General features: G+C 34.7%; 24 protein-coding genes. 14 read left to right on the forward strand and 10 right to left on the reverse strand.

Annotated features, from left to right (window positions below; all coding sequences use genetic code 11):
• Positions 1-7 precede the first annotated feature (7 nt).
• The gene (narJ, locus tag ACU8YW_RS10400) at positions 8-538 is read left to right on the forward strand and encodes a nitrate reductase molybdenum cofactor assembly chaperone (protein ID WP_000814221.1); all 531 of its coding nucleotides are present in this window, start codon (positions 8-10) and stop codon (positions 536-538) included.
• Positions 539-555: 17 nt separating this feature from the next.
• The gene (gene narI / locus ACU8YW_RS10405) at positions 556-1245 is read left to right on the forward strand and encodes a respiratory nitrate reductase subunit gamma (protein WP_000969212.1); all 690 of its coding nucleotides are present in this window, start codon (positions 556-558) and stop codon (positions 1243-1245) included.
• Positions 1246-1338: 93 nt separating this feature from the next.
• On the opposite strand, the gene ACU8YW_RS10410 is transcribed toward narI, so the two are convergent.
• A complete protein-coding gene (locus tag ACU8YW_RS10410; RefSeq protein ID WP_000185186.1) occupies positions 1339-2031 on the reverse strand; it encodes a Crp/Fnr family transcriptional regulator in 693 nt (230 codons plus the stop codon).
• A 279-nt stretch (positions 2032-2310) separates the two neighbouring features.
• Between ACU8YW_RS10410 and moaA the strand changes: the two genes are divergently transcribed.
• The 9 genes from moaA to ACU8YW_RS10455 all read left to right on the forward strand — a co-directional run bounded on the left by moaA (position 2311) and on the right by ACU8YW_RS10455 (position 10388).
• Positions 2311-3324, forward strand: a complete 1014-nt coding sequence (gene moaA / locus ACU8YW_RS10415; protein WP_426933719.1) for a GTP 3',8-cyclase MoaA — start codon at positions 2311-2313, stop codon at positions 3322-3324.
• Between the two features lie 17 nt (positions 3325-3341).
• On the forward strand, positions 3342-4355 hold the full coding sequence (locus tag ACU8YW_RS10420) for a molybdopterin-synthase adenylyltransferase MoeB (protein ID WP_088609034.1): 1014 nt from the start codon (positions 3342-3344) through the stop codon (positions 4353-4355).
• Positions 4356-4399: 44 nt separating this feature from the next.
• Positions 4400-5689 carry a molybdopterin molybdotransferase MoeA gene (locus ACU8YW_RS10425; protein WP_088609035.1) on the forward strand — a complete coding sequence of 430 codons (1290 nt, stop codon included), beginning with the start codon at positions 4400-4402 and terminating at the stop codon, positions 5687-5689.
• A gap of 44 nt (positions 5690-5733) precedes the next feature.
• On the forward strand, positions 5734-6204 hold the full coding sequence (locus tag ACU8YW_RS10430; RefSeq protein ID WP_046953626.1) for a molybdenum cofactor biosynthesis protein MoaE: 471 nt from the start codon (positions 5734-5736) through the stop codon (positions 6202-6204).
• Positions 6201-6434: a molybdopterin converting factor subunit 1 gene (moaD, locus tag ACU8YW_RS10435; RefSeq protein WP_046953625.1), complete on the forward strand. Its 234-nt coding sequence runs from the start codon at positions 6201-6203 to the stop codon at positions 6432-6434. The genes ACU8YW_RS10430 and moaD overlap by 4 nt, the downstream gene beginning before the upstream one ends.
• A gap of 80 nt (positions 6435-6514) precedes the next feature.
• A complete protein-coding gene (gene narK, locus ACU8YW_RS10440; RefSeq protein ID WP_088063161.1) occupies positions 6515-7684 on the forward strand; it encodes a nitrate transporter NarK in 1170 nt (389 codons plus the stop codon).
• 271 nt (positions 7685-7955) lie between these two features.
• Positions 7956-8153 (forward strand): PspC domain-containing protein, encoded by a 198-nt coding sequence (locus ACU8YW_RS10445; RefSeq protein ID WP_000737851.1) that lies wholly within the window; start codon positions 7956-7958, stop codon positions 8151-8153.
• A 488-nt stretch (positions 8154-8641) separates the two neighbouring features.
• On the forward strand, positions 8642-9385 hold the full coding sequence (locus ACU8YW_RS10450; protein ID WP_426933718.1) for an amidohydrolase family protein: 744 nt from the start codon (positions 8642-8644) through the stop codon (positions 9383-9385).
• Between the two features lie 85 nt (positions 9386-9470).
• Complete coding sequence (locus ACU8YW_RS10455; protein ID WP_426933717.1) at positions 9471-10388, forward strand: AEC family transporter; 918 nt, start codon at positions 9471-9473, stop codon at positions 10386-10388.
• Positions 10389-10611: 223 nt separating this feature from the next.
• Here the strand turns inward: ACU8YW_RS10455 and ACU8YW_RS10460 are convergent, their stop codons facing one another.
• From ACU8YW_RS10460 to ACU8YW_RS10490, 7 genes are all read right to left on the reverse strand, one after another.
• Positions 10612-11082, reverse strand: a complete 471-nt coding sequence (locus ACU8YW_RS10460) for a precorrin-2 dehydrogenase (RefSeq protein ID WP_088063164.1) — start codon at positions 11080-11082, stop codon at positions 10612-10614.
• Complete coding sequence (locus tag ACU8YW_RS10465) at positions 11075-11785, reverse strand: sirohydrochlorin chelatase (protein ID WP_088063165.1); 711 nt, start codon at positions 11783-11785, stop codon at positions 11075-11077. The genes ACU8YW_RS10460 and ACU8YW_RS10465 overlap by 8 nt, the downstream gene beginning before the upstream one ends.
• The gene (locus ACU8YW_RS10470) at positions 11782-13206 is read right to left on the reverse strand and encodes a uroporphyrin-III C-methyltransferase (RefSeq protein WP_088063166.1); all 1425 of its coding nucleotides are present in this window, start codon (positions 13204-13206) and stop codon (positions 11782-11784) included. Before ACU8YW_RS10470 ends, ACU8YW_RS10465 begins: the two co-directional genes overlap by 4 nt.
• Before the next feature lie 58 nt (positions 13207-13264).
• Positions 13265-13582: a nitrite reductase small subunit NirD gene (gene nirD / locus ACU8YW_RS10475; RefSeq protein WP_097889479.1), complete on the reverse strand. Its 318-nt coding sequence runs from the start codon at positions 13580-13582 to the stop codon at positions 13265-13267.
• Between the two features lie 15 nt (positions 13583-13597).
• Entirely contained in the window at positions 13598-16003 is a 2406-nt protein-coding gene (gene nirB / locus ACU8YW_RS10480; RefSeq protein ID WP_426933716.1) for an NADPH-nitrite reductase large subunit, read from the reverse strand.
• Between the two features lie 208 nt (positions 16004-16211).
• A complete protein-coding gene (ric, locus tag ACU8YW_RS10485; RefSeq protein ID WP_097889481.1) occupies positions 16212-16919 on the reverse strand; it encodes an iron-sulfur cluster repair di-iron protein in 708 nt (235 codons plus the stop codon).
• A gap of 201 nt (positions 16920-17120) precedes the next feature.
• Positions 17121-18032 carry an excalibur calcium-binding domain-containing protein gene (locus ACU8YW_RS10490; RefSeq protein ID WP_262719818.1) on the reverse strand — a complete coding sequence of 304 codons (912 nt, stop codon included), beginning with the start codon at positions 18030-18032 and terminating at the stop codon, positions 17121-17123.
• A gap of 207 nt (positions 18033-18239) precedes the next feature.
• On the opposite strand from ACU8YW_RS10490, the gene exsG reads away from it, so the two are divergent.
• The gene (gene exsG, locus ACU8YW_RS10495; RefSeq protein WP_000395678.1) at positions 18240-18392 is read left to right on the forward strand and encodes an exosporium protein ExsG; all 153 of its coding nucleotides are present in this window, start codon (positions 18240-18242) and stop codon (positions 18390-18392) included.
• 216 nt (positions 18393-18608) lie between these two features.
• Complete coding sequence (locus ACU8YW_RS10500; RefSeq protein ID WP_000830261.1) at positions 18609-18818, forward strand: hypothetical protein; 210 nt, start codon at positions 18609-18611, stop codon at positions 18816-18818.
• Between the two features lie 93 nt (positions 18819-18911).
• Here ACU8YW_RS10500 and ACU8YW_RS10505 read toward each other — a convergent pair whose 3' ends face one another.
• Entirely contained in the window at positions 18912-19751 is an 840-nt protein-coding gene (locus tag ACU8YW_RS10505) for an arylamine N-acetyltransferase family protein (protein WP_097907125.1), read from the reverse strand.
• Positions 19752-20301: 550 nt separating this feature from the next.
• Here ACU8YW_RS10505 and ACU8YW_RS10510 point away from each other — a divergent pair.
• Positions 20302-21903 carry an esterase/lipase family protein gene (locus tag ACU8YW_RS10510; RefSeq protein WP_262719894.1) on the forward strand — a complete coding sequence of 534 codons (1602 nt, stop codon included), beginning with the start codon at positions 20302-20304 and terminating at the stop codon, positions 21901-21903.
• 185 nt (positions 21904-22088) lie between these two features.
• On the opposite strand, the gene ACU8YW_RS10515 is transcribed toward ACU8YW_RS10510, so the two are convergent.
• Positions 22089-22673, reverse strand: coding sequence for a preprotein translocase (locus ACU8YW_RS10515; RefSeq protein WP_088063174.1), 585 nt, complete (start codon positions 22671-22673; stop codon positions 22089-22091).
• Positions 22674-23137 lie beyond the last annotated feature (464 nt).

Here is a 23137-nt window from a genome sequence, read left to right on the forward strand (position 1 = left end):
GAAAAATATGAAACAAAGTTTACAAACTGCTTTTTCATGTTCTTCATTCCTTCTTTCCTATCCGGAACTCGGGTGGAGAGAAGCTTTAACTGAATTGCAAGAAGAGATTGAAGCGATTGAACAGGAAGACGTTAAAGCATCACTTACAGCATTTATAAAGCAAGCGCTGGATAAAATGGATGATCAATTAATTGACTGTTACGTATATACATTTGATTTTGGTAAAAAGACAAATATGTATTTAACTTATATGAACACCGGCGAACAAAGAGAAAGAGGTATTGAATTACTAGAGTTAAAGCAGCATTATAAAAAATCTGGTTTTGAAGTAACAGATAAAGAACTACCTGATTATTTACCGTTATTACTCGAGTTTTTTGCAAATGCAAATGAGCAAGACAGTGAACCAATTATGAGTAAATACAAGGAGAACATACAAGCATTACACGTTCAGTTAAAAGAAGCAGGTAGTATGTATGAACCAATTCTTGCGGCTGTTCTACTCGCTATCGATACATGGGGTGTACAGACAAATTAGAAAGGAGAGTTGTCAAAATGATGGATCAATTTCTATGGGTATTGTTTCCCTATATCATTTTTGCGATCTTTATCGGTGGGCATATTTTCAGATACAACTATGATCAATTTGGATGGACATCAAAATCTAGTGAACTATTAGAAAAGAAAATGCTCCGAATCGGAAGTCTATTATTCCACTTTGGGATCATGTTCGTAATTGGCGGTCATGTTATGGGGATTTTAATTCCAGAGGCTGTATACCGTTCAATAGGTATTTCGGAGCATATGTATCATGTAGTAGCAATTAGTTTCGGACTTCCGGCAGGTGTTGCTTCTATCATCGGTTTAATTATATTAACGTACCGCCGCGTAACAGTAAAACGTATCATTGCAACGAGCACAAAGGGAGATTATATTGCGCTTATTTTATTACTTATCGTAATGCTAGCAGGGCTTTCCTCAACATTTTTAAACATCGACTCAAAAGGGTTTGATTATCGTACAACGATCGGTCCGTGGTTCCGAAGCCTCTTCATTTTCCAACCGAAAGTTGAATATATGATGGAAGTACCTGTATGGTTTAAAATTCATATTCTTGCAGGAATGGGGCTTTTCGCAGTATGGCCATTTACAAGACTAGTACATGTATTTAGTGCCCCAATTAAATATATAAGCCGTAGTTATGTAATTTACAGAAGACGTATTCCAAATGAATTGAAAAAATAATGTTGTTTTATATGTTTAGTAACTTATAAAGAAAGCCGAGATCTAATTGGAGACCTCGGCTTTCTTTATAGGTATAAGTATCTAAATAAGACGCTAATCAATACTACAAACAGAAGCAGAGCAATCTTCACAAGCAATTTCACGTTTTAAAAATTGTAAATCGTGGATTGTAATCTTTCCTTTATGAATAGAAATTGTACCTTGCTTTTTTAATTCATTTAACATTCGATTTACACTTTCGCGTGAAGTTGCACAGAAATTAGCGAGTTCTTGATTCGTTAACGGTAAATCGATGAGAATACCATTTTCTTTTAATACACCGTAACTATTTGTCATTCGAATGAGAGTAGAATAAAGGGCACCTTTTTTGCCGTGTAATACTAAATCTCGGAACTTCGTTTGCATTCTTCTTAAATGTTCACTAATCCATTTCATAAATTCAAATACAAGTGCGGGCTTTTGGAGTAATTCTCTTTCTAACGCTTCACGCTTTATAACGCCTACTTCAACATCTTCAAGGCATTTTGAATTTAATAAATACTTCGCATCGTCCGTGAACAATGTTAATTCTCCAATAATGTCATATGCCGAACAAATTCGAAGTGTTAATTCTTGTCCGTCAGCACTAAGTTTACTAATTTGTACTTTTCCTGAGTGGATAATATAGAGTTCGGTTGCCTCCATACCTTCTTGAAAAATAAAACTACCTTTTTTTATCTGCATTTTATATTCAACAGATGCAAGTAATTCCTTTAAATCTTGAGATAATTTCATACTGTTTGTCACAGCAATCACCTTTCTTCTTATAAGCAATCCATTTCCTATTTTGAGTGTAAGTATGCTGGAAATGCAAGAGCTATTTTAAAAATATAAGTGAAATTTCAATGACCGTAAGGAGTAGGCACTGAAGATGTGAACAAAATTCGAACGGATTTGTGAAGAATTTTTGAATGGGGAAAGTGATGTGAGAAAAGTCACATTGAATATGTAGCTTCTTTTTTATAATAAAGGCAAATGAAAAATTGAAAACTTACTAAGGATTGCAGCAGAAAAGAAGGGATATAGATGTACGAGAAAATGAAAGATTCTTTAGAACGTCCACTTCAAGATTTACGTATTTCAGTTATTGATCGTTGTAATTTTAGGTGCACATATTGTATGCCTGCTGAAGTGTTCGGACCTCATTACGCTTTTTTACAGGAAGAGTTTTTATTATCTTTTGATGAAATAGAGAGACTAGCTAGGTTATTTATAAGTATGGGAGTTGAAAAAATTAGGCTTACTGGTGGCGAACCGTTATTGCGTAAAGACTTACCGAAGTTAATCGCAAGACTTGCAAAGCTAGAAGGCTTAAAAGATATTGGGCTCACAACAAACGGTATTCATTTAGCAAAACAAGCTCAGGCGTTAAAAGACGCGGGATTAAAACGTGTAAATATTAGTTTAGATGCGATAGAGGATCACGTCTTCAAAAATATAAATGGCCGAAATGTAAGCACAAAACCTGTATTAAAAGGAATTGAAGCAGCAAAGGCTGCAGGATTAGAAGTAAAGGTAAATATGGTCGTAAAAAAAGGAATGAATGATAGCCAAATCCTACATATGGCTCGTTATTTTAAAGAACAAGAAATTCAGCTTCGTTTTATTGAGTTTATGGATGTGGGCAGTACGAACGGATGGAACTTTGAACAAGTGATTACGAAGGAACAATTAATAGAGAAGATTAATCGCGTATATCCAGTTGAGCCTGTTACACCTCGTTACTTTGGAGAAGTTGCGAAATTGTATCGATATGTAGGGAGCAATGCAGAAGTTGGGTTTATTACTTCAGTATCAGAGTCATTTTGTTCTTCTTGTACGAGAGCTCGTATTTCGGCAGACGGTAAGTTTTTTACGTGCTTATTTGGAGAAAAAGGAACGGATTTGCGAACGCTTCTTCGAGAAAATATTTCGGATGCCTCACTATTAAAAATTTTACAACATACATGGAGATATAGAACAGATCGATATTCAGATGAAAGAACGGTGGAAAGTACAAATAAACGTCCAAAAGTTGAAATGTCATACATTGGCGGATAGCGAAAGGAGGATTCTCTATGCAAGAGCGATATTCAAGGCAAGTATTGTTTTCTGGAATTGGTGAAATGGGTCAAAGAAAAATAAGAGAAAAGCAAGTGCTCCTAATCGGTGCGGGTGCACTAGGAGCTGCAAATGCGGAAGCGCTCGTTAGGATGGGAATTGGGAAATTGACAATTGCCGATCGTGACTACGTCGAATGGAGTAATTTACAGCGGCAACAGTTATATACAGAAGAAGATGCAAAGCATTGTAAACCGAAAGCAATTGCAGCGGCAGAACATGTAAGAAAGATTAATTCTGAAGTGGAAATTGTACCAGTTGTAACAGATGTCACAATGCAAGAAATAGAAGAGTTAACAAAAGATGTGGACCTTATCATAGATGCGACTGACAATTTCGATACGCGTTTACTTATAAATGACATTTCACAAAAAGAGAATATACCTTGGATATACGGCGGATGCATCGGGAGTTACGGTGTAACGTATACAATTCTTCCTGGGAAAACACCATGTTTTCGCTGCCTAATGGACCATCCTATGAGCGGTGCAACATGCGATACAGCCGGAATCATTCAGCCAGCTGTACAAATGGTTGTTGCTCACCAAGTAACAGAGGCGATGAAAATATTGGTGGATGATTATGAGTCGTTAAGAGGGACGATGTTATCATTTGATATTTGGAACAATCAATATCTCTCATTAAAAGTAAATAGACAGAAAAAAAGTACATGTCCATCTTGCGGAAAATCACGAACGTATCCAAGTTTAACATTTGAAACGCAAATGAAAACGGAAGTGTTATGCGGACGGAATACAGTTCAAATCCGTTCAGGAATAAAGAAAAATCTTAATTTAAACGAAATTCAAAAACGATTACAAAAGAGTGTACATGTCAAAAAAACGCCATACTTACTATCATTTCTAATTGATGAATATCGTTTCGTTTTATTTACAGACGGTAGGGCATTTATTCATGGGACAAATGATGTGAAAATAGCAAAACGATTATACGCAACATATATAGGGTGAACAGAAAAGTGAGTGGCACCTTATTGGAAAGAGGTGAAAAAAGAATGTTAGAAAAACGTATACCAATTCCAGTGGTAGAAGCAGTTGCGCGTGTAATGGAATATGCCTACCAAGGTGAAATAGAAAAGGTTTCTCTTATAGAAAGCTACGGTAGAACGCTTGGAGAAGCTGTTATTGCAGATCATGATGTCCCGCATTTTGATCGCTCTCCATATGACGGGTTTGCGATTCGAGCAGAAGATACAAAAGAAGCAAGTAGCAGTAATCCCATTCTGTTTGAAGTGATTGGTGAAATTGGAGCCGGTTTTGTTTTTACAGAAGAAGTGAAAGCATTTCAAGCTGTCCGTATTATGACAGGAGCCGCAATTCCGAAAGGGTGTAATGCGGTTGTTATGTTAGAGCTAACGGAAGGATTTGAAGAAAAAGAAAAGACGTATATGAAATTAAAACGCTCCTTCGCCGCTGGTGATAACATTTCTTTTAAAGGTGAAGATGTAAAACAAAATACCATCCTTGTGAAAAAAGGGACTGTTATTAACCCTGGAGTAGTGGTGCTTCTTTCAACGTTTGGTTATAGTACCGTTCACGTTGTAAAACAGCCGGTTATTGGAATTGTAACGACAGGAAGTGAACTGCTTGAAGTACATGAACAATTAAAGCCAGGGAAGATTCGAAATAGTAACTCCTATATGATAGCTGCTCAAGTTGAACGAGCGGGCGGAGTTGTACAGTATTATGGACAATTTGCTGACGATTTTGAGACATGTTATAACACTGTGAAAAAAGCGATAAAAGAAGTCAATATTTTAATTACAACTGGTGGTGTTTCGGTAGGAGACTATGACTATTTACCTGCTATTTATGAGAGATTACGAGCTAATGTACTTTTTAACAAAATAGCGATGCGACCAGGAAGTGTGACAACTGTAGCTGAGCTAGAGGGGAAACTATTATTTGGTCTATCTGGTAATCCTTCTGCTTGTTATGTCGGTTGTGAATTATATGTTCGGCCAGTCATTGGAACATATTTGCATAGAAAAGATTCGCACATATATCGTGCAGAGGCAATATTACAGAAAGACTTTCTGAAAGCAAACCCATTTACTCGTTTTGTACGAGGGAAAGTGGAAATTGTAGATGGAACATTGCAAGCTACACCAGTTGGTTTAGACAAATCTAGTGCAATTTCTTCACTTGCAGAGGCCAACGCATTTATCGTCCTGCCGGGAGGAACGAGAGGATTTGAAGCAGGAATAACTGTTTCGGTACTGTTATTAGAATCAAGCGCCGGAAGTGAGTGGCCGTGGGAAGAACCACTTCGATCATACAAATAATAGAAAAATAGATTGCTAACTTATACAAAGATAAGAGGTGCGAGATGACACATACGTATTATGAAGTAATTGATACACCTATTTCAATTGAAGAAGTTACAAACAAAGTAATTCTTCGTGAATGTGGCGCAGTTGCAACTTTCATTGGTACTGTTAGAGAATTTACGAAAGGCCGTCGTACGCTATATTTAGAGTATGTAGCATATAAGTCAATGGCGGAGAAACAGCTTAAGAAAATTGGCACCGAAGTAGGAGAGAAGTGGCCTGGGACAAATGTCGCCATTACACATCGCATTGGTACATTACAAATTTCTGATCTTGCTGTTGTCGTCTCTGTTTCTACACCACACCGGAAAGCAGCCTATGAGGCGAACGAATATATTATGGAGCGTATAAAACAAATCGTTCCAATTTGGAAGAAAGAATTTTGGGAAGATGGTGAATCATGGATAGGTGATCAGTTAGAAAAGGTAGCATATGAGAATGATGAGCCTGGAAAGGGGATGAGAATATGATTGAAGTACTATTATTTGCACATTTACAAGAAGAAGTAAGCAAGCCAGCATTACACATAGATTATGAAAATATTACAGTTGCTGAACTAAAGGAAGTCCTTATCACGAAATACAACGTAGCAATTTCAAATGAGATAATGGTCGCTATAAATGAAGAGTATGCAAATGAGGATGACATCATTCAAACTGGCGATGTCATAGCGATAATTCCGCCAGTAAGTGGTGGTTGATTCTTTTCAGCCTAATCATGTAAGGACGTGATTAGGCTGGAGGGAATGAATATAACTATGCATACATAGGAGGGAACAGGATGAAAAGTCCTAATTTTCAATTAAGTTTACAAACTTCTAATCTAGTTATCGGTTTTATGGTATGGGTCATTTTATCATCATTAATGCCTTATATTAAAGCGGATATTCCATTAACTGCGGGACAAATTTCTATGGTAACGGCAGTACCGGTTATTTTAGGTTCTGTTCTTCGCATTCCGATTGGTTATTGGACAAATCGTTTCGGCGCAAGAAAATTATTCTTTATTAGTTTTATTCTATTATTATTTCCTGTCTTTTATATTAGTGTTGCCAATTCAATGATGGATTTAATTATTGGAGGATTATTTGTAGGGATCGGTGGAGCTGTATTCTCCGTAGGCGTAACTTCTTTACCGAAATACTTTCCGAAAGAGAGTCACGGTTTTGTAAATGGTATTTACGGTGTCGGTAACGCCGGAACAGCAATTACTTCGTTTTTAGCACCTGTCATTGCAACTTCAGTTGGCTGGCGAACGACAGTACAGTGTTATTTAGTTTTACTTGCAGCGTTTGCACTTATGAACTTTTTATTAGGCGATCGTAAGGAGAAAAAGGTGAATACGCCACTAATGGAACAAATAAAAGGTGTATATAAAAATGAAAAACTTTGGTTTCTATGTATCTTTTATTTTTTAACATTCGGATCGTTTGTTGCATTTACCGTATACTTACCAAACTTCTTAGTATCTCACTTCGGATTAGAGAAAGTGGATGCAGGTATGCGGACAGCTGGATTCATTGTATTAGCAACAATTATGCGTCCGATTGGTGGTTGGCTTGGTGATAAGTTTAACCCGTTTAAAATATTAATCTTCGTATTTATCGGTTTAACACTTTCAGGTATTATTTTATCATTTATGCCTAGTATGAACGTGTATACATTTGGTTGCCTACTAGTCGCATTTTGTGCAGGGATTGGTAATGGTACAATCTTCAAACTTGCTCCCATGTACTTCTCAGAACAAGCTGGTATTGTAAATGGACTCGTTTCAGCTTTAGGCGGACTAGGAGGGTTCTTCCCGCCCCTAATTTTAACTTTACTATTCCAACTAACAGGCCATTATGCAATTGGATTTATGGCATTATCAGAAGTCGCACTTGCTTGTTTAATCATTACAGTGTGGATGTATAGTCAAGAAAAGCTGTTAGTGATGTTAAAAAATCATTAATAAAGAAAAAGAACCATCCTAAAGTAATCTAGGATGGTTCTTTTAGTAATAGGCTTCGATATGTTTTTTATTGCTAGCTTAACAAACACTTGTATTCTAAAATAATGTGGTTTAAAAATGAAAAACAGAAGTTTTATGGAATTTTATGTTAAAATATAGATATCAGATGTTATTCAATTAAAGGGCAAGTTAGTTAAAGGGATGTTAAATCTATTCCAAAGATTGAGCTAATTTTTAGAATACAAATATTTAATCGGATCGGGGTGTTTAGATGAAAAAATTATATAAGTCTACTCAAGATAAACAAGTTTCAGGTGTACTAGGTGGCTTAAGTGATAAGTATGGAATTGATGTAAGTATCCTTCGCATAGTAACTGCATTATCCGCTTTTTTTTCTAGCGGATTTACAGTGTTACTTTATATAATAGCTGCAATTGTTTTGCCTACAGATAAAGATATTAAGAGATAAATGTATGAACTTAAATCTAATTCTACAATCGAGAACGCTGTTTTTTGTCTATTGAAAGTTTCCAAAGTAAAAGCTACAGTACGATTGTTATAAGACTGAAATGAACAAACGAAAAATCCTCATAAAACATTCGGAATATATCGAGAACGAAAATAATAACTTTTGAATGAAACGATGACTATTGATCGCTAACGAATCGATAAATAGTCGCTCCTTTCTAAAAACTATATATTAATATATAAAAATTAATATAAATGTATAGGAATATCCCGAAAATTTAAAAATATATGACGGTATTTATAACAAGAAAAAACTTCATATTTTTTAGGGCCAGATTTTTTGGTAAGGCTAATGGATATTATGAAAAAGTACACTTAAAATAAAGTTTAGGTCGATAAGATAAAATTATGAATTTGTATAAATAATCCATAATTTTCTTTATGAGTCATATTTGATATGTTAAAGAAAAGAGAGGGGAGGGAAATGAAATGAGAATTTTTGATGCACATTTTCATATTATTGATTTTAATTTTCCGATTATTGAGAACCAAGGGTATTTTCCACCCAACTTTGTTGTAGAAGATTATCAGAATGAATCTCCTAATTTGAATGTAATTGGTGGAGCGATCGTATCTGGTTCTTTCCAAGGGTTTGATCAAGAATATTTATTAAAGGCACTAAAACAGTTGGGTTCAACATTTTGTGGCGTAACACAATTACCTTTTACAGTGACGGATGAAGAAATACTAAATTTAAATGAAAATGGGGTAAAAGCATTACGCTTTAATATTAAAAGAGGTGGTTCAGAAGATTTATCGAAGCTGGATTACTTTGCTAGAAGAGTTCATGATTTAGTAGGATGGCATAGTGAGCTTTATATGGATGCAAAAGAGTTGCCCGAAATTGCATCCACTATAGAAAAATTACCAGCTATATCAATTGACCATTTAGGGTTATCAGAAGAAGGTTTACCACATTTATTAAAACTAGTTGATAAAGGGGTACATGTGAAAGCTACTGGTTTTGGTCGTATCGAATTAGGTGTTGAGAATGCCTTAAAGTCGATTTATGAAGTTAACCCATATGCACTTATGTTTGGAACAGATTTACCATCTACAAGAGCAAAAAGACCTTTTGAGTATGGAGATATCAAATTGATTCAACAGCTATTTGATGAACAAGCTACCGATAACATCCTGTATACGAATGCTTTTAAATGGTATTTTGGGTAGCGTCATGGTCTACATTTGAATTAAATGTGTCCAAATTTAGTAAAGCGTTTAATCAAACTAAAATATATGTAGAATGAGGTTTTAAATGTTTGTTTTTATTATATTAGACGTAATATTACCAATATTAATATTGATGCTAATTGGTGCAACCTTACAAAGGAAGTTCCAATTTAACTTAAAGCAGCTATCAACACTTATTAATTATTGCTTGATGCCAGCGGCTGTATTTGTGAATATATATGATATTAGTATAGAAACAGGTTTGTTGCTCCAGATAATATACTATTTAATGCTTTACAGTCTGAGTGTGATGATAGTAAGTCATTTCATTTCAAAAACATTAAAGTTAGAAAAAGGAGAAAGTGCAGCTCTAAAAAATAGCATTTCGTTAATGAATTCCGGTAATTATGGATTACCAGTAAGTCAATTGATTTTCAGTCACAATCCAGTGGGGGTTTCCATTCAGATTTTCATTATTATTTTTCAGAATATTTTAACTTATTCATATGGGATATATAACTTACTATCAGCAACAAAAACAATCGGAAGTATTATTCAATCATTTCTAAGATTGCCTGTATTTCATGCACTCATATTAGGGGTTCTCTTTCAATCTTTTACAATTCAAATACCTAATTCTATCTTTCTACCTCTTAATCAGCTTGCGAATAGTTTTGTTGCAATAGCACTCATATTGCTAGGAGCGCAATTATCCAACATTAAGCTTAATTTTTTCCATCGAGTCATAACATGGGCTTTAATTGGAAGATTATTGATGGGACCATTATTAGCACTTGCCATGATCTACCTACTAAACATTGATGGTATTGTTGCACAATCATTATTTATTGCAAGTTCTTTTCCTACTTCAAGAAATACATCAACGATTGCTATGGAGTATCAAATAGAGCCTGAATTACATGCGCAAATCGTTCTATTTTCAACACTTTTCAGCATTATTACAGTAACTGTCGTTATTTATTTGTCATATATTTTGTTTTGAATATACATGCAAAAACGATTAGATTTGAGGCGGTAAATGATGGACAGAAATCCCATCAATATGAGAAGAAAACAGTCTTTGATATATTAGGTGTCGTTTACAATTGTACCATGCCTAATAATCAAGCGGCTTAATTCAAAAAAGGAACCAAAACAAAAAGAACAAACGCTTCTAAAAAACGTTTGTCCAAAGGTAATTACTATTTTAGCTAAGAAATAGATTATTATTTGTGAGTACGAGAAAGCTTTTTTATAAGTTTAGGAAATATAGATGTTAGTGCCTGCTTCAAACGCTTTGTATATGATGGATTTTTACCTGAAGTTGAAATAGTGACAACATATTCATCATGTCGGATGACACCAGGTGTGTGAAACGATGATTTTGTACCATCACTTACAACATTAACCCACTGGAAATCATGGGCGGCCTGTTTGACCATCATATTTACAGCATGTTGATTTGTAGCTGCATAAATAAGATGAGCATCTTTAATATCATCATTACTAAAAGTTTTTTGCTTCCAAGTAATATAAGGTAGTTCCTTCATTTCCTCGCAAATTTCTGGGCTGATAATGGTGACAAAAGCGCCTGTATCTTTTAATCCAGACGCTTTTCGATATGCAATTTTACCTCCACCAACTATAACAACTACTTTTTTATTTAGATTAAGCATAAGAGGGTACATGTTATACATACACACATTCCTCCATTCGTTCTAATAATGTCAATTTCATATATGTATCAAACTGAAGACAGTTACAAGTCGTGATGTGAGCATGTTTTTTTGTATGCAACTTAATTTTTTGAAGCAACAGTCCGGTAAAGAGAAGATAGGGCATGACATATACATGGGAGGCAGTCGATGTTATAGCCTTGAGCTCAGCAGTAAAAGAGGGTGCTCCTTTCGTTAAAAAGGAGCACGATACTGGCATACCGAGTTTTCGTTCGACAGCTGCTCCGATTTGTTGTAACTCATGTATCGGCTGTGGATCACTGCTACCTCTTCCTACGAGTAAAATACTACTATCTTGCATTGGCATAGTTTCACGTATTCTTTTCACTACAAGTTCCACCATATGTGGATGCGTACTAAAGGGTGGTACAACTGAAAATGTTATTTGTGGATATTTCTTTTGTAGTTGCTCTATTTCAAAAGGAATATCAAGTTTATAGTGAGCTGCTGCAAATAATAAAACAGGTACAATCATTATTTCAGTTGCGCCCTCTAGTATCGTTTCTGTAACTGCATCCGAAATGGTAGGTGTTGTTAGTTCTAGAAAAGCCATTTTTTGAATTCTTTCGTTACGTTCTTTCATAACAGATTGAATAAAGTGAATGAATTGCTCATTACCTTCTTGCAGGCGACTCCCGTGTCCAACATATACAATTCCTTTCATCGTACCACCAAATCTTTCTTCATAACCATGTCTTGTAATTGCTCATCTACATGATGAAGTCCGACTTTATTCGCATAGTGTAAAGTTGGAACGTCGGTATATGAGAAGGGAAGAGTAAGAATATCGCTAAAGCCAAGGCGTTTTATTTCTGATAGAAATGTATCAATTGAGGCACGCCCTTCAAATACAATACTATCCCATGAGAATTCAGAAAGCATACGAGAATGGACTTCATCGAAGCGATGATCAATTGTATATTCATGAGTCATCATATATGACCCAGCACCAATTGTCTCTTGAATAAAAGCAATTCGGTTAATATTTCGTCCTAAATAAACAGTTGTATCGGAAGAGAACTCTGCTTGTTTACTTAGTAGTCCATATTGTATAAGTTTTTCTTGAGTGGCAACGTTCATATGTTGTAGTTGCGCCTGTAAAGAACGAATATCTTTTTGGTGTTTACTACATGATCGCATCAATATTTCTACACTTTCAGCTGAACAAAATACAAGGCGATCAACGTTAAAAATTTCATTGATTTGTTCAAGTTTTAATGTGTATTCTGCTTTTTTGAAAGTAGGAATTTGATATATTTCTGCACCGGCTTCTTGTAACTTTTGCTTCATTGAACTTGTTTTATTCGTTGCGGATGCAAATAAAACTTTTTTACCATGTAATGGTTTACGTTCTTTCCAAGCGATTTGATTACGTAAGGAAACGACATCACCAACAATTGTCATGGATGGATTTGAAATATTCTCGTTTTTGACGATAGGAACAATGGTTGAAAGTGTTCCTGTGACAACGCGCTGCTTTCCGGTTGTACCCCATTCAATGACGGCTACTGGCGTATCTTTTTTCTTTCCTGCTTGTAGTAAGTTTTCACAAATTGTAGGTAAGTTTTTTATACCCATGTAGTAGGCAATTGTGTCGCTATTGTGGGATGAATTATATTTTCCATGATCGGTTAAAGGGCCTTTCGCATGCCCAGTTAGTAAAGTGACGCTATTACTGTAGTTACGGTGGGTGAGGGGGATACCTGCATAGCTACTAGCGGCGATGCTAGATGTAATACCTGGTACGATTTCATATGGAACGTTCGCTGCTGCTAAAGTTTCTGCTTCTTCACCAACACGGCCGAAAATAGATGGATCTCCGCCCTTTAAGCGGACAACGATTTTTCCTTCTTTCGCAAATTGAAGGAGGTGGGCGTTAATCATTTCTTGTCGCATAGTATGATTCTTTGGTATTTTTCCGCAATAAATAAGTTCACATGTTTCTTTTGTATAACTAAGAAAGAAAGGGTTTAATAAACGGTCATATAAAACGATATCTGCACGCTTTAAACAATCTATTGCTTTCTTTGTAATAAGCCCTTCATCACCTGGTCCTGCACCAACTAAATATACATATCCGTTCATCATCGCACCTCATCAATTTTTATTTAAAAGGAAGCCAGAGGAGGCTTCCTTTCGAAAATTACATGTATAAATAAATGTCACCATCAATAACTTCTACTTCGTATGTTTGAATACAGCCGTCATCAGGTTTTTGAACTTCACCTGTTAGTAATGAAATTTTCCAATCATGCAGTGGACAAAAAACGAATTCACCAGATACAATTCCTTCGGCTAATGGTCCGTTTTTATGAGGACAACGATTTTCTACAGCTTGAATATCGCCATTTGAAAGGCGGAATAGGGCGATAGACATACCTTTCATTTGTACCTCTTTACCGATTTGAATAGGAAGATCTTCTGCACGCATAACTTTTATTTTTTCTTTCGTTTGTATCATATAGATCACAGCTCCTTATTTCACAGTTTCTACTTCATACATCGCTTTTAATGATTTCGTTTCCAGTGCTTGTCCCCAAGCTTCTTTATATGTGCCACGAGCTGTTTGGAAACGTTCATTTAACTTAGTGACCATATTTACATCTTGCAGTATTTCTTTTATGTGATCGAAGCCTAATCGTTCTGTCCAGTAGGCAGTACGCTCTCCGTAAATACCAGTTTCACGATAATATTGCATGTAAGCTGTAGCGATGCGAAGGACATCATCTTCAGTAGAGACAATCATTACAAAATCAGCTTCGCGTACTTCTGTACCACCATTTCCGCCAATATAAAGTTGGTATCCATTTTCGACACAAACAACTCCAAAATCTTTCGTCAGTACTTCCGCACAGTTACGCGGACAACCCGTTACACCCATCTTCATTTTATGGGGTGTATCTACCATTTCTAATGATTGTTCAAGGAGCATACCAAGTCCTAATGAATCTTTCGTACCGAAACGGCAGAAGCGAGAACCAACACATGATTTTACATTACGAAGCGATTTTGAATACGCATACCCCGAAGTCATATGTAAGTCAGCCCATACGTTAGGTAAATCTTGTTTCTTAACACCGTATAAGCCAATTCGGCTCGCACCTGTAATTTTCACAAGAGGAACATCATATTTTTTCGCAACTTCAGCAATTTTCATTAAATCATCTGCTGTTGTAACGCCTCCGTACATACGTGGAATAACAGAGAATGTACCATCGTGCTGAATGTTACCGTTCATTCTTTCATTAACGAAGCGGGACGCTTTATCATCTTCATATTCTTCTGGAATCGCCATACGTAAATAGTAGTTCAAAGCAGGACGACATTTCGAACAGCCATCTTCATGTACAAAACCAAGAACATTTCGTACTTCTTTTGGAGATTTTAAACCTTTCTCGTGAATGGCTGCTACGACTTCATCACGTGATAAAGTTGTACATCCGCACATACCAGCAGACTGCGCAGAAGCATCAAAAGCATCTCCGAGTGTATGAGATAAAACTTGTTCCACAAGCGGACGACATTTACCACAAGATCCTGCTGCTTTCGTGCAGCCTTTTACTTCTTCAAAAGTAGTTAACTCTTGTTCTAAAATGGCATGAACGATTGTACCTTTCGTAACACCATTACATCCACAAATCGTGTCATCCGCACTCATTGTAGCAATGTCAAGTTCACTTTCTTCACCAGCTTTGTGAAGAATGGAAGCTGGTGTATATTCTTGTATATCTTCTTCTTTCTTTAACATGCTAAAGAGGCGTGTACCATCAGCTGTGTCACCATATAAAACGATACCAACGACTTTATTGTCGCGAATTAATACTTTTTTATAGGAACGTTTACATTCATCAAAGATCGATATTGCTTTCGTCTGATCATCTTCATATATTTGACCAGCAGAGAATAAATCACAACCAGCAACTTTTAATTGTGTACCGACGATACTGCCCGTATATCCATTCGTTTGTAAATTTGTTATATGTTTCGCTAATATTGCCCCTTGTTCATAAAGAGGAGCAACAAGTCCATAAGCGATACCGTCATGCTCTGCACATTCGCCAACTGCATAAATGGATTCATCATTTGTTAGCATATAGTCATTGACTACAATGCCGCGATTGACAATGAGACCAGCACCTCTTGCTATTTTCGTATTTGGTCGTATTCCGACAGCCATTACGATTAAATCACAATCTACAACTTCACCATCTTCAAATTGAATGCCCTCAACATAGTCTGTACCAAGAATTTTTACAGTTTTCTTTTCCATTAAAAACTTCATGCCTTGTGCTTCTAAATCTTCACGCAGAAGAGAAGCTGCTTTCGTATCTAGTTGTTGCTCCATTAAGTTAGGCATTAAATGAACAACATGTACGTCCATTCCTAAGTCAATTAGACCTCTTGCGGCTTCTAAACCGAGTAACCCGCCACCAATGACAACGGCCTTTTTCTTTTCTTTAGTGGTATCTATCATAAATTGTGTATCTTCAATAGTTCGAAATCCTGTTACACCGGGAAGTGTGGAACCTTCAACAGGTAAAATAAAAGCACTAGAACCTGTTGCAATAATGAGCTTGTCATATGTAAGAGTACGATTCTTTTCTGTAATAATAATTTTTTCTTCTCGGTTAATACTTTGAACTCTTTCGTTTGTATACAAAGTTATTTCGTTTTCATCGTACCAACTATATTCATTCATAATGATATCTTGCATATTTGTTTTGCCTTGTAAAACATGAGAGAGCATAATACGGTTGTAGTTTGGATGCGGTTCATCTCCAAAAATAGTAATCTCATAGGAATCACTATCATGTTTTAATATTTCTTCCATACAGCGTATGCCAGCCATACCATTTCCGATCATAACTAAACGTTTTTTCATTTTTGTTTCCCCTTTTTATGTGAAATATTGAACAAAGGATTATATTTTTATTATAGAAAATTAAAAAAGGGGGAGATGTGATATTTATCACACTTATATAATGATTCACAAATTGTTAAAATTCGGATTTGTTTGAGGGGGGCGTGGATATTTTTCGCAAAATGAAAAAGCAGGACATAAGTATTTACACTCATGTCCTGCACTTGATTTATGCTCTTGTAATGGCACGCGGAAATAAAATATTATTTTCTAAATGAATATGCTCAAATAAATCAGACTCTAGCGCTTCAAGGCGTTGATAAACAAGTCGATAAGTGCCGCAAGCTCCTTCTGGAGGAGTAAAGTCATTTGTCACTTTACGAAGTTCTTTTATAATATTTCCGGCGTGGCTATGTTCATTTTCCAACTCATCTACTACCTTGCTTAACTTTTCATAGTTTTCATCAGTTGGATTTTGTTCAAATTCTAAAATTAAGGGAAAATCTTCCGTTTCTTCTTTAATTAAATGCTGTTCTAATTCCATTTTAAGTTCATGAAATAGCTTATGAATTTGAGCTAAATGAGGCTGATTTACTCCATGAACACGTAATACTTTCGTCACATATGGACTTAACTGCGGTAATTCTTCATTTAAATAACGATGATGCTTATTAATTACATAATCAATCAATTCACGATAAGAAGCATTTTTCCAATCAATTTCAGATTCATTTAATCGTTTCGTATTATGATAAAGTGTATTTAACTTTGTAATTACTTCAGAAGCCGGTAAATTTCTTTCATGAATTGCATCAATAAGCGGCTTATTACCACCACAACAAAAATCTATTCTATACGATTTAAAAAGATCACTAGCTTTCGGAAATTGCGTAACAATCTCACCAACAATTGAAGTTTCAGTAAATGTATGTTCCATATGAATGCCTCCATAAAGTTTAAATGTAATATCTAAATTAAGAATAGCGATGAATGAAAAACAATGTGGTGATTGAAATCACTTATTATGTGTCTGTTTTGAGAATAATAGGAGTGTTATAAATGGAAGAGAGAGAGGAGGTAATTAGTCGCAATACTATTTGATAAAAAAAGAAGCTTACTAGAAGCTTCTTTTTTTATACTATTTTTCACATGCAACTCCATCACCATCACGATCAAGTTTAGAGCTATAACCTGGTTGGTCTCTATATAAAGGAGCTTTCCCAGCACTTCTAACTGCGGCACAATTTGCGTAAGTTACATTACTATTGTTACTTGCAGCAGGTTGTGTTTGAGCTTGCTGTGCTTTTTTCTGTTCCTCTTGTTGCTTACGAGCTTGCTCATCAGCTATGCGTTTTTGCTCTTCTTGTTGCTTACGAGCTTGTTCATCAGCGAGACGTTTTTGCTCTTCTTGTTGTTTACGAGCTTGCTCATCAGCCTGGCGTTTTTGTTCCTCTTGTTGTTTACGAGCTTGTTCATCAGCGAGACGTTTTTGCTCTTCTTGTTGCTTGCGAGCTTGCTCTTCGGCTTGGCGTTTTTCATCCTCTTGCTTACGAGCTTGTTCTTCCGCTTGACGCTTCTCATCTTCTTGCTTTTGAGTTTTTTCATCTGCTTCTTTCTTTGCTGCTTCATCTTTTTTGTCGCTATCTTTTTGTTCTGCATTGTTAGATGCAACTTTTTTACTAGTAGCTGCCGTCTTTTCAGAAGAAGGGTTTGAAATACTTGATAACGCACCAAAAATGACAAATAAAATAGCAGTGATTATAAATTGTTTTTTTGCTACACCTGTCTTTTTAATTACGGATAAGATTGCTAGAACAAGGAAAAAAATAAATAAAATTAAACTTAAAGTAGCAAAAAAATCGATGACTGGGTGTTCAGATTTTGTAGTGCCCATTCCTGTTAAGAGAATTGAAATCATAAAAAGAATAACAGTAGGACGACCATATTGTTTTGCTTTTCCATTTTTCTTAAAGAATGAAATGATACATAGTATTAAAAGAATAAAAGCAATAAAAAATAAAGCTGCACCAATATTACTCAAAATCGCCATTTTTATACCTCCATTTGTAAGATTTTCACTATTGATTATATAGGAACTTATTGGATATTACACGATTTATATAAATTTAGAAAATTAGTATTTTTAATAGACTTACAAACATTTATTTCATATATAAGGAAAAATGGATATATTCCCTATTACATTTTTAAAGATAATTCATAAATTATAATATAACGATTGAAAGGAGGGGGGTAAATGGAATTCCAATTATTGGTAACTTGTATATTACAAGAAGGTAATGCTTTCTTTTTAGTAACGAAAGTAGACGATGTTATTACGTTAAAAGTACCGATTACTGCGGGAGTAGCAGGTTTATTCTTAGCTTTAGGTGTACCAAGATGTTCTTAATTTAAGTTTCTAGAGTAGAAGGGAAGGGATATACCTTTCTCTTCTACTCTTACATAATATGATTATGTAAACTAAAATATTGTTTTGTAATAGCACGTTTAAAATGGACATGCATATACTATAATGTTTCATTGGATGTTAGTGATGAAAGGTAGTTTTCACACGTGCATGTAGTGATGTTCATTAAGTTATGAAATTAAAGAGGTGCTATTATACATGAAAAGAAGAACATTGGATATTCCAGTTACATTGCGAAGAGAGTGGTTTTTAATAGAATTAGCCCATTTAACGAAAAAATATGGAATTGAAATTGCAACTAGCAAAATGGAAGCTGCACCGTTTTTAAGAGATCAAGTTACGGAATCAAAAATAGGATCAGGGCTCCAATACGATAAATATGATGATGAGTATATCATTGAAAATTAAAGGATACCAGCAAAAAAATTCTTTATAACAAAATATAAAATAAAGCAGATTCTAAATATGGAATCTGCTTTATTATGAAATACTTCTAGTCAACTATCCTCTTTCTAGTGTTTTTCCTACATATTTTTCTTGTGTTATTCCAAAAGATTCACGAAGAATGCGAGCATAATCTTTTGATTCTATTGGTCGTTTATTTTTTGTGCCTTTAAAGGTTTCTGTATAATTTTTATTTGTTAATGATACGTGACCATAATCAGTTAATTTACAAGTAATAGCCCCTTTATTAAAAGGCGATTCTTTATGCTCTACAATCACTTTTTGAATGTTATTCACTTTTTTCTCATTTATTGGATGTAAAGTGAAAGCATAGCCTATTTTCCATTCGTGTGAAGGTTCAGATTGCAAGAAATTTGTAGATTCCCCGTTAGCTCCTTTTCTCATTTCTAAAATGTGTGTACCTTTTCGGGTAGTTTGTTTGCGAATTCGATATTCTCCCGTTTGAGAAGAAATCACTTCTCCGTTAAAAGGGACGGGATGTAGAGGTAGATGAGATGCAAAACCTGCGTCTATAACATAATCTTTATAATTATGATTTAATATGATAATGACATGACCATCATCGGGTTTCCATTTATTATCGTAAAGATCATAAACAGTACCAGCTACTTTATATACTTGAAACCCACAATCCATTAAAAAGTAATACAATAAGGAGTTTAATTCATAACAAAGACCGCCTCGTTTTTGAATTAGTAACTTTTCTACTAAGTTATTTTTTGAGATGTTTTTAATAGTACCAGCCATAATATCGAGATTTTCATAGGGGAGAATCAAGCCCATTTTCAAGAGAATTTCATCTAAATCATTAAATGTTATTTCTTTTGCAGGAATTTTTAGTCGTTTAAAAAACTCCTTTTGTAAATTGGTCATCATAAAGCATTCTCCTTTCTTTTTACAGAATTTTCTTCTGCTCACCGATAGGTTAGTACTTATAAAAGTTTAATTCAAGTCTGCGAAAATTATCATAATATATGTTTCTCGAAATATTATTTTCTATTCGGAAATTTCAGTTTAAAATTTAATGGTAGGAAAGTCTTACAGTATAAGCCTCTATTCGTTTGTTTTGTATAAAATTAAATAAAAGTACATATCTTCATTAATCTTTTTTATAACTAGGTGGTAATAAAGTGTTTTTTTCCTAAAGTTTTTTCAAGATTTGTATACTTTATATAGACAATAATGATTTAGAGATATTTGGATTTAGTACGGTTAACAATTATTGAGAAACTTTTTTATAGTGTTCTCTCAAAAGGAAGAGATAGAAACAAAGAGAATAACGTGAGTTAAGAAAGAAGGTGTACTAGTAATCTTTTGCAAATAGGGACAAGATTTTGTTTAAGTAAAAAGATTATCTAGTATTAAGAGAGAAGATAAAAAAATATTACAAAGAGCACCTTCTTTCAAAAAAAGTGGGGGGAGTAACATGCGATTGATGAGAAGATGTGTTGCCTTACTGATTGTATTTTTAATTATGGCTCCAATGATTAGCACGAATGTACGGGCAGAAGTTGTAAAAGAGCTTGGAAAGGGATTTCCTGATACAGAAGTATTTACACCTGGAGAATGGTTTTTAGGTCAAAAACCTGCTAATTATGATGAGAATAAGCCTCCAATTCTTTTTGTACAAGGAAGGAATGGGAATGCTGATAGTTGGTATGGAAAGACAGTGTATCACGATATAAATGATATGTATGACTATGCTTTGAAAGCAGGCTATCAAACAGTATTTATACAATTATATGATGCTGCTGGGAAAGGGTCAGCTAGTCAGTGGGACAACGGAAAATTGTTAGCACAAAAGTTAGAAGAAATATATAATCATTTCGGTAAAAAAGTTAATATTGTAGCACATAGTAAAGGCGGTATCGATACACAGGCTGCATTAGTAGGATATGGTGCAAATCGATTTGTAGGAAATGTTATTACGCTTGCGACGCCACATCATGGCTCAAATTTAGCGGACTTATCATATAGTTGGTGGGCAGGATGGCTTGCTTCTATTTTAGGTCAAAAAGATGATGGTACTTACTCATTACAAATGGGCGAAATGGCAAAATTTCGTTCAACGATTGATAATAATCCAGCAGCTAAATTAAACCGTTACTATACGGCTACTGGGACTAGCTGGGGACCAGTATTTTCTGCGCTATCTATGGGCGGGTTCTATTTGTCATCATACGGTTCAAATGATGGACTAGTAAATGAGTGGAGTGCTAAGTTACCGTATGGAACGCATTTATTTACAGATTCCAGATTTGATCATGATAATATACGAAAAGGATCTGCTGTTTTCTCTCGAATTGAACCATATTTACGTACATCAAATGTAGCTGTACCAGCTTTAGTAGCATCCAGCACTAGTTCAAATGAAAATATAGAACAACTAAATACAACTTCAAATCAAAACATTTTAGGAGGAGAATTGCCACAAAATCAATGGATAGAGCAAACTGTTATGGTTGATAAAAAAGCTGAAGGAATAGTTTCTATCTTAACAGCGTCTTCTGATGTAGAAGTACAAATGATGTCTCCAAAAGGAAAAATGTATACAAATAAGGATAGCGTTATTACTACTGGTGAAGGTGAATCTTTCTTTGGTGGTGCGACAATTAGAACATTTAAATTTGATAAAATGGATGTAGGAGAATGGAAAGTTAAAATGATGGCGAAGCAGTCGAAAGATGCATTTTTAATTGTAAGCGATTACAATAGTGGTGCACCATTTGTTCTCCAAATGCCTACAAAAGTTAAAGTGAATAAATCTGAGTATAAACTGAAAAAATCACCTGTGGCACCTGAAATGAAAGGGGATCTTTCTATAACAGTAAGAGTAGTTAATAAAGAAGGGAAACTAGTCTCTGAATACAATGAATTACAAAAGGGTAATAACAATACGTTTACTGGTGCTTTGAAGGACATAAAGCAACCAGGAGTATATAACGTTACGATGGATATAAAAGGGACGAATAAAGAAGGACAACCGTATAATCGTACAATTGTTAAGTCGGTTTATGTGGAGAAGTAAGAAAGAATGAGAAGTTTTTAATATAAAAAGTACCGAACTTTTGTAGTAGAAGAGTTCGGTACTTTTTTCATGTTTATTAGATTAACAGAAACGTACAATGGAATTTATGTTTGATTATAGGAATCAAAAGAGCATTATTCAATAAAAAAAGATGCTGAAATAGCATCTGAATGTGAAGAGGATTATTAACTTAGTTTTATAACTGTTAATTCAACTGAATTAATACCATTATCACAAGTTGCAATACTTTGACGATTAAAACCACTATTATTTTTCAGTTGAAGAGTGGAATTAGCTGTCACTGTAACAATCGTTTCGCCAGCTAGTTGAAGACATTCGTTATTTGATGAAGTATTCATTTGGAAAGCGAAATCACCTTGACTATTAGCAAGTGGATTATTATTTAAAAATATAGTCATGACTGGAATATGTGGAAATACAGGATTTGAAGTAGTGTTAATCGTTGAAATGAAAGAAACTCTATAATCACCAGCTTGACTAAATTGTATAGTAGTAGGATTTAGTAAGGAAACTCCTCCTGCTATAGGGCCAACGTGATTAAATGGAAAAGGATTTCCAAAAGGAACAGTTATAAACTCAGTTTGCCAAAAAGTGCCGTATGCTGGACAGCTTTTTTTATGTGAATGGTCGTATGAACATTTTTTATAGGAACTAGAAGAGGAGTTGCATGAACATTTTTTATATGAACTGGAAGAAGAGTTACATGAACATTTTTTATTTGAATTTGAAGAATGATAGTATGAACCCAATATATTACCTCCTATTATGAATGAAGTGTATACTCATAGTATTTTATGCTTGTCTTATATAAAAGGTGATAGATTTGGAGTATAAAGTGCTAATACGATGAAATATAGTAATAGAATAGTAGCTGTAACGATTTTGAAGAAGAAAAGGTTGATGTTTTGGTGGAAATATCAGTGGAATATCTTGAAAGATTGAAGTAAAGCGGGCACGCATATTTTACATGTGAAAGTAAAACCATTATCTTCAGTTGTAATGATGTGATCGTTTAAGTGAATGTCTATTTTGTAGTGTTTGTATATTAGAGTTTATGGTTATTATCTTTTATTTACGTAGTGGGGCAGGAAGAAGACGAAAAGTATCGAATGAATGTACATATGTAGCATTGTTTGCTTTTGGTGTGAATAGTAATAAAAGATACGTTGAAATATTTTAAACCGTAACAAAAGAGCGATTAAATAATAGAGGG

It is taken from the genome of Bacillus pretiosus (assembly GCF_052947655.1).

Coding starts and splice junctions, on each gene's coding strand:
- ACU8YW_RS10490 (WP_262719818.1), bottom strand. CDS start 18,032: ATGGCGATTTTGAGTAATATTGGTGCAGCTTTATTTTTTATTGCTTTT.
- narI (WP_000969212.1), top strand. CDS start 556: ATGATGGATCAATTTCTATGGGTATTGTTTCCCTATATCATTTTTGCG.
- ACU8YW_RS10430 (WP_046953626.1), top strand. CDS start 5,734: ATGACACATACGTATTATGAAGTAATTGATACACCTATTTCAATTGAA.
- moaD (WP_046953625.1), top strand. CDS start 6,201: ATGATTGAAGTACTATTATTTGCACATTTACAAGAAGAAGTAAGCAAG.
- ACU8YW_RS10510 (WP_262719894.1), top strand. CDS start 20,302: ATGCGATTGATGAGAAGATGTGTTGCCTTACTGATTGTATTTTTAATT.
- ACU8YW_RS10420 (WP_088609034.1), top strand. CDS start 3,342: ATGCAAGAGCGATATTCAAGGCAAGTATTGTTTTCTGGAATTGGTGAA.
- ACU8YW_RS10465 (WP_088063165.1), bottom strand. CDS start 11,785: ATGAAAGGAATTGTATATGTTGGACACGGGAGTCGCCTGCAAGAAGGT.
- nirD (WP_097889479.1), bottom strand. CDS start 13,582: ATGATACAAACGAAAGAAAAAATAAAAGTTATGCGTGCAGAAGATCTT.
- nirB (WP_426933716.1), bottom strand. CDS start 16,003: ATGAAAAAACGTTTAGTTATGATCGGAAATGGTATGGCTGGCATACGC.
- ACU8YW_RS10425 (WP_088609035.1), top strand. CDS start 4,400: ATGTTAGAAAAACGTATACCAATTCCAGTGGTAGAAGCAGTTGCGCGT.
- ACU8YW_RS10445 (WP_000737851.1), top strand. CDS start 7,956: ATGAAAAAATTATATAAGTCTACTCAAGATAAACAAGTTTCAGGTGTA.
- narJ (WP_000814221.1), top strand. CDS start 8: ATGAAACAAAGTTTACAAACTGCTTTTTCATGTTCTTCATTCCTTCTT.
- ric (WP_097889481.1), bottom strand. CDS start 16,919: ATGGAACATACATTTACTGAAACTTCAATTGTTGGTGAGATTGTTACG.
- ACU8YW_RS10500 (WP_000830261.1), top strand. CDS start 18,609: ATGAAAAGAAGAACATTGGATATTCCAGTTACATTGCGAAGAGAGTGG.
- moaA (WP_426933719.1), top strand. CDS start 2,311: ATGTACGAGAAAATGAAAGATTCTTTAGAACGTCCACTTCAAGATTTA.
- ACU8YW_RS10460 (WP_088063164.1), bottom strand. CDS start 11,082: ATGTATAACATGTACCCTCTTATGCTTAATCTAAATAAAAAAGTAGTT.
- exsG (WP_000395678.1), top strand. CDS start 18,240: ATGGAATTCCAATTATTGGTAACTTGTATATTACAAGAAGGTAATGCT.
- narK (WP_088063161.1), top strand. CDS start 6,515: ATGAAAAGTCCTAATTTTCAATTAAGTTTACAAACTTCTAATCTAGTT.
- ACU8YW_RS10505 (WP_097907125.1), bottom strand. CDS start 19,751: ATGATGACCAATTTACAAAAGGAGTTTTTTAAACGACTAAAAATTCCT.
- ACU8YW_RS10455 (WP_426933717.1), top strand. CDS start 9,471: ATGTTTGTTTTTATTATATTAGACGTAATATTACCAATATTAATATTG.
- ACU8YW_RS10450 (WP_426933718.1), top strand. CDS start 8,642: ATGAGAATTTTTGATGCACATTTTCATATTATTGATTTTAATTTTCCG.
- ACU8YW_RS10470 (WP_088063166.1), bottom strand. CDS start 13,206: ATGAACGGATATGTATATTTAGTTGGTGCAGGACCAGGTGATGAAGGG.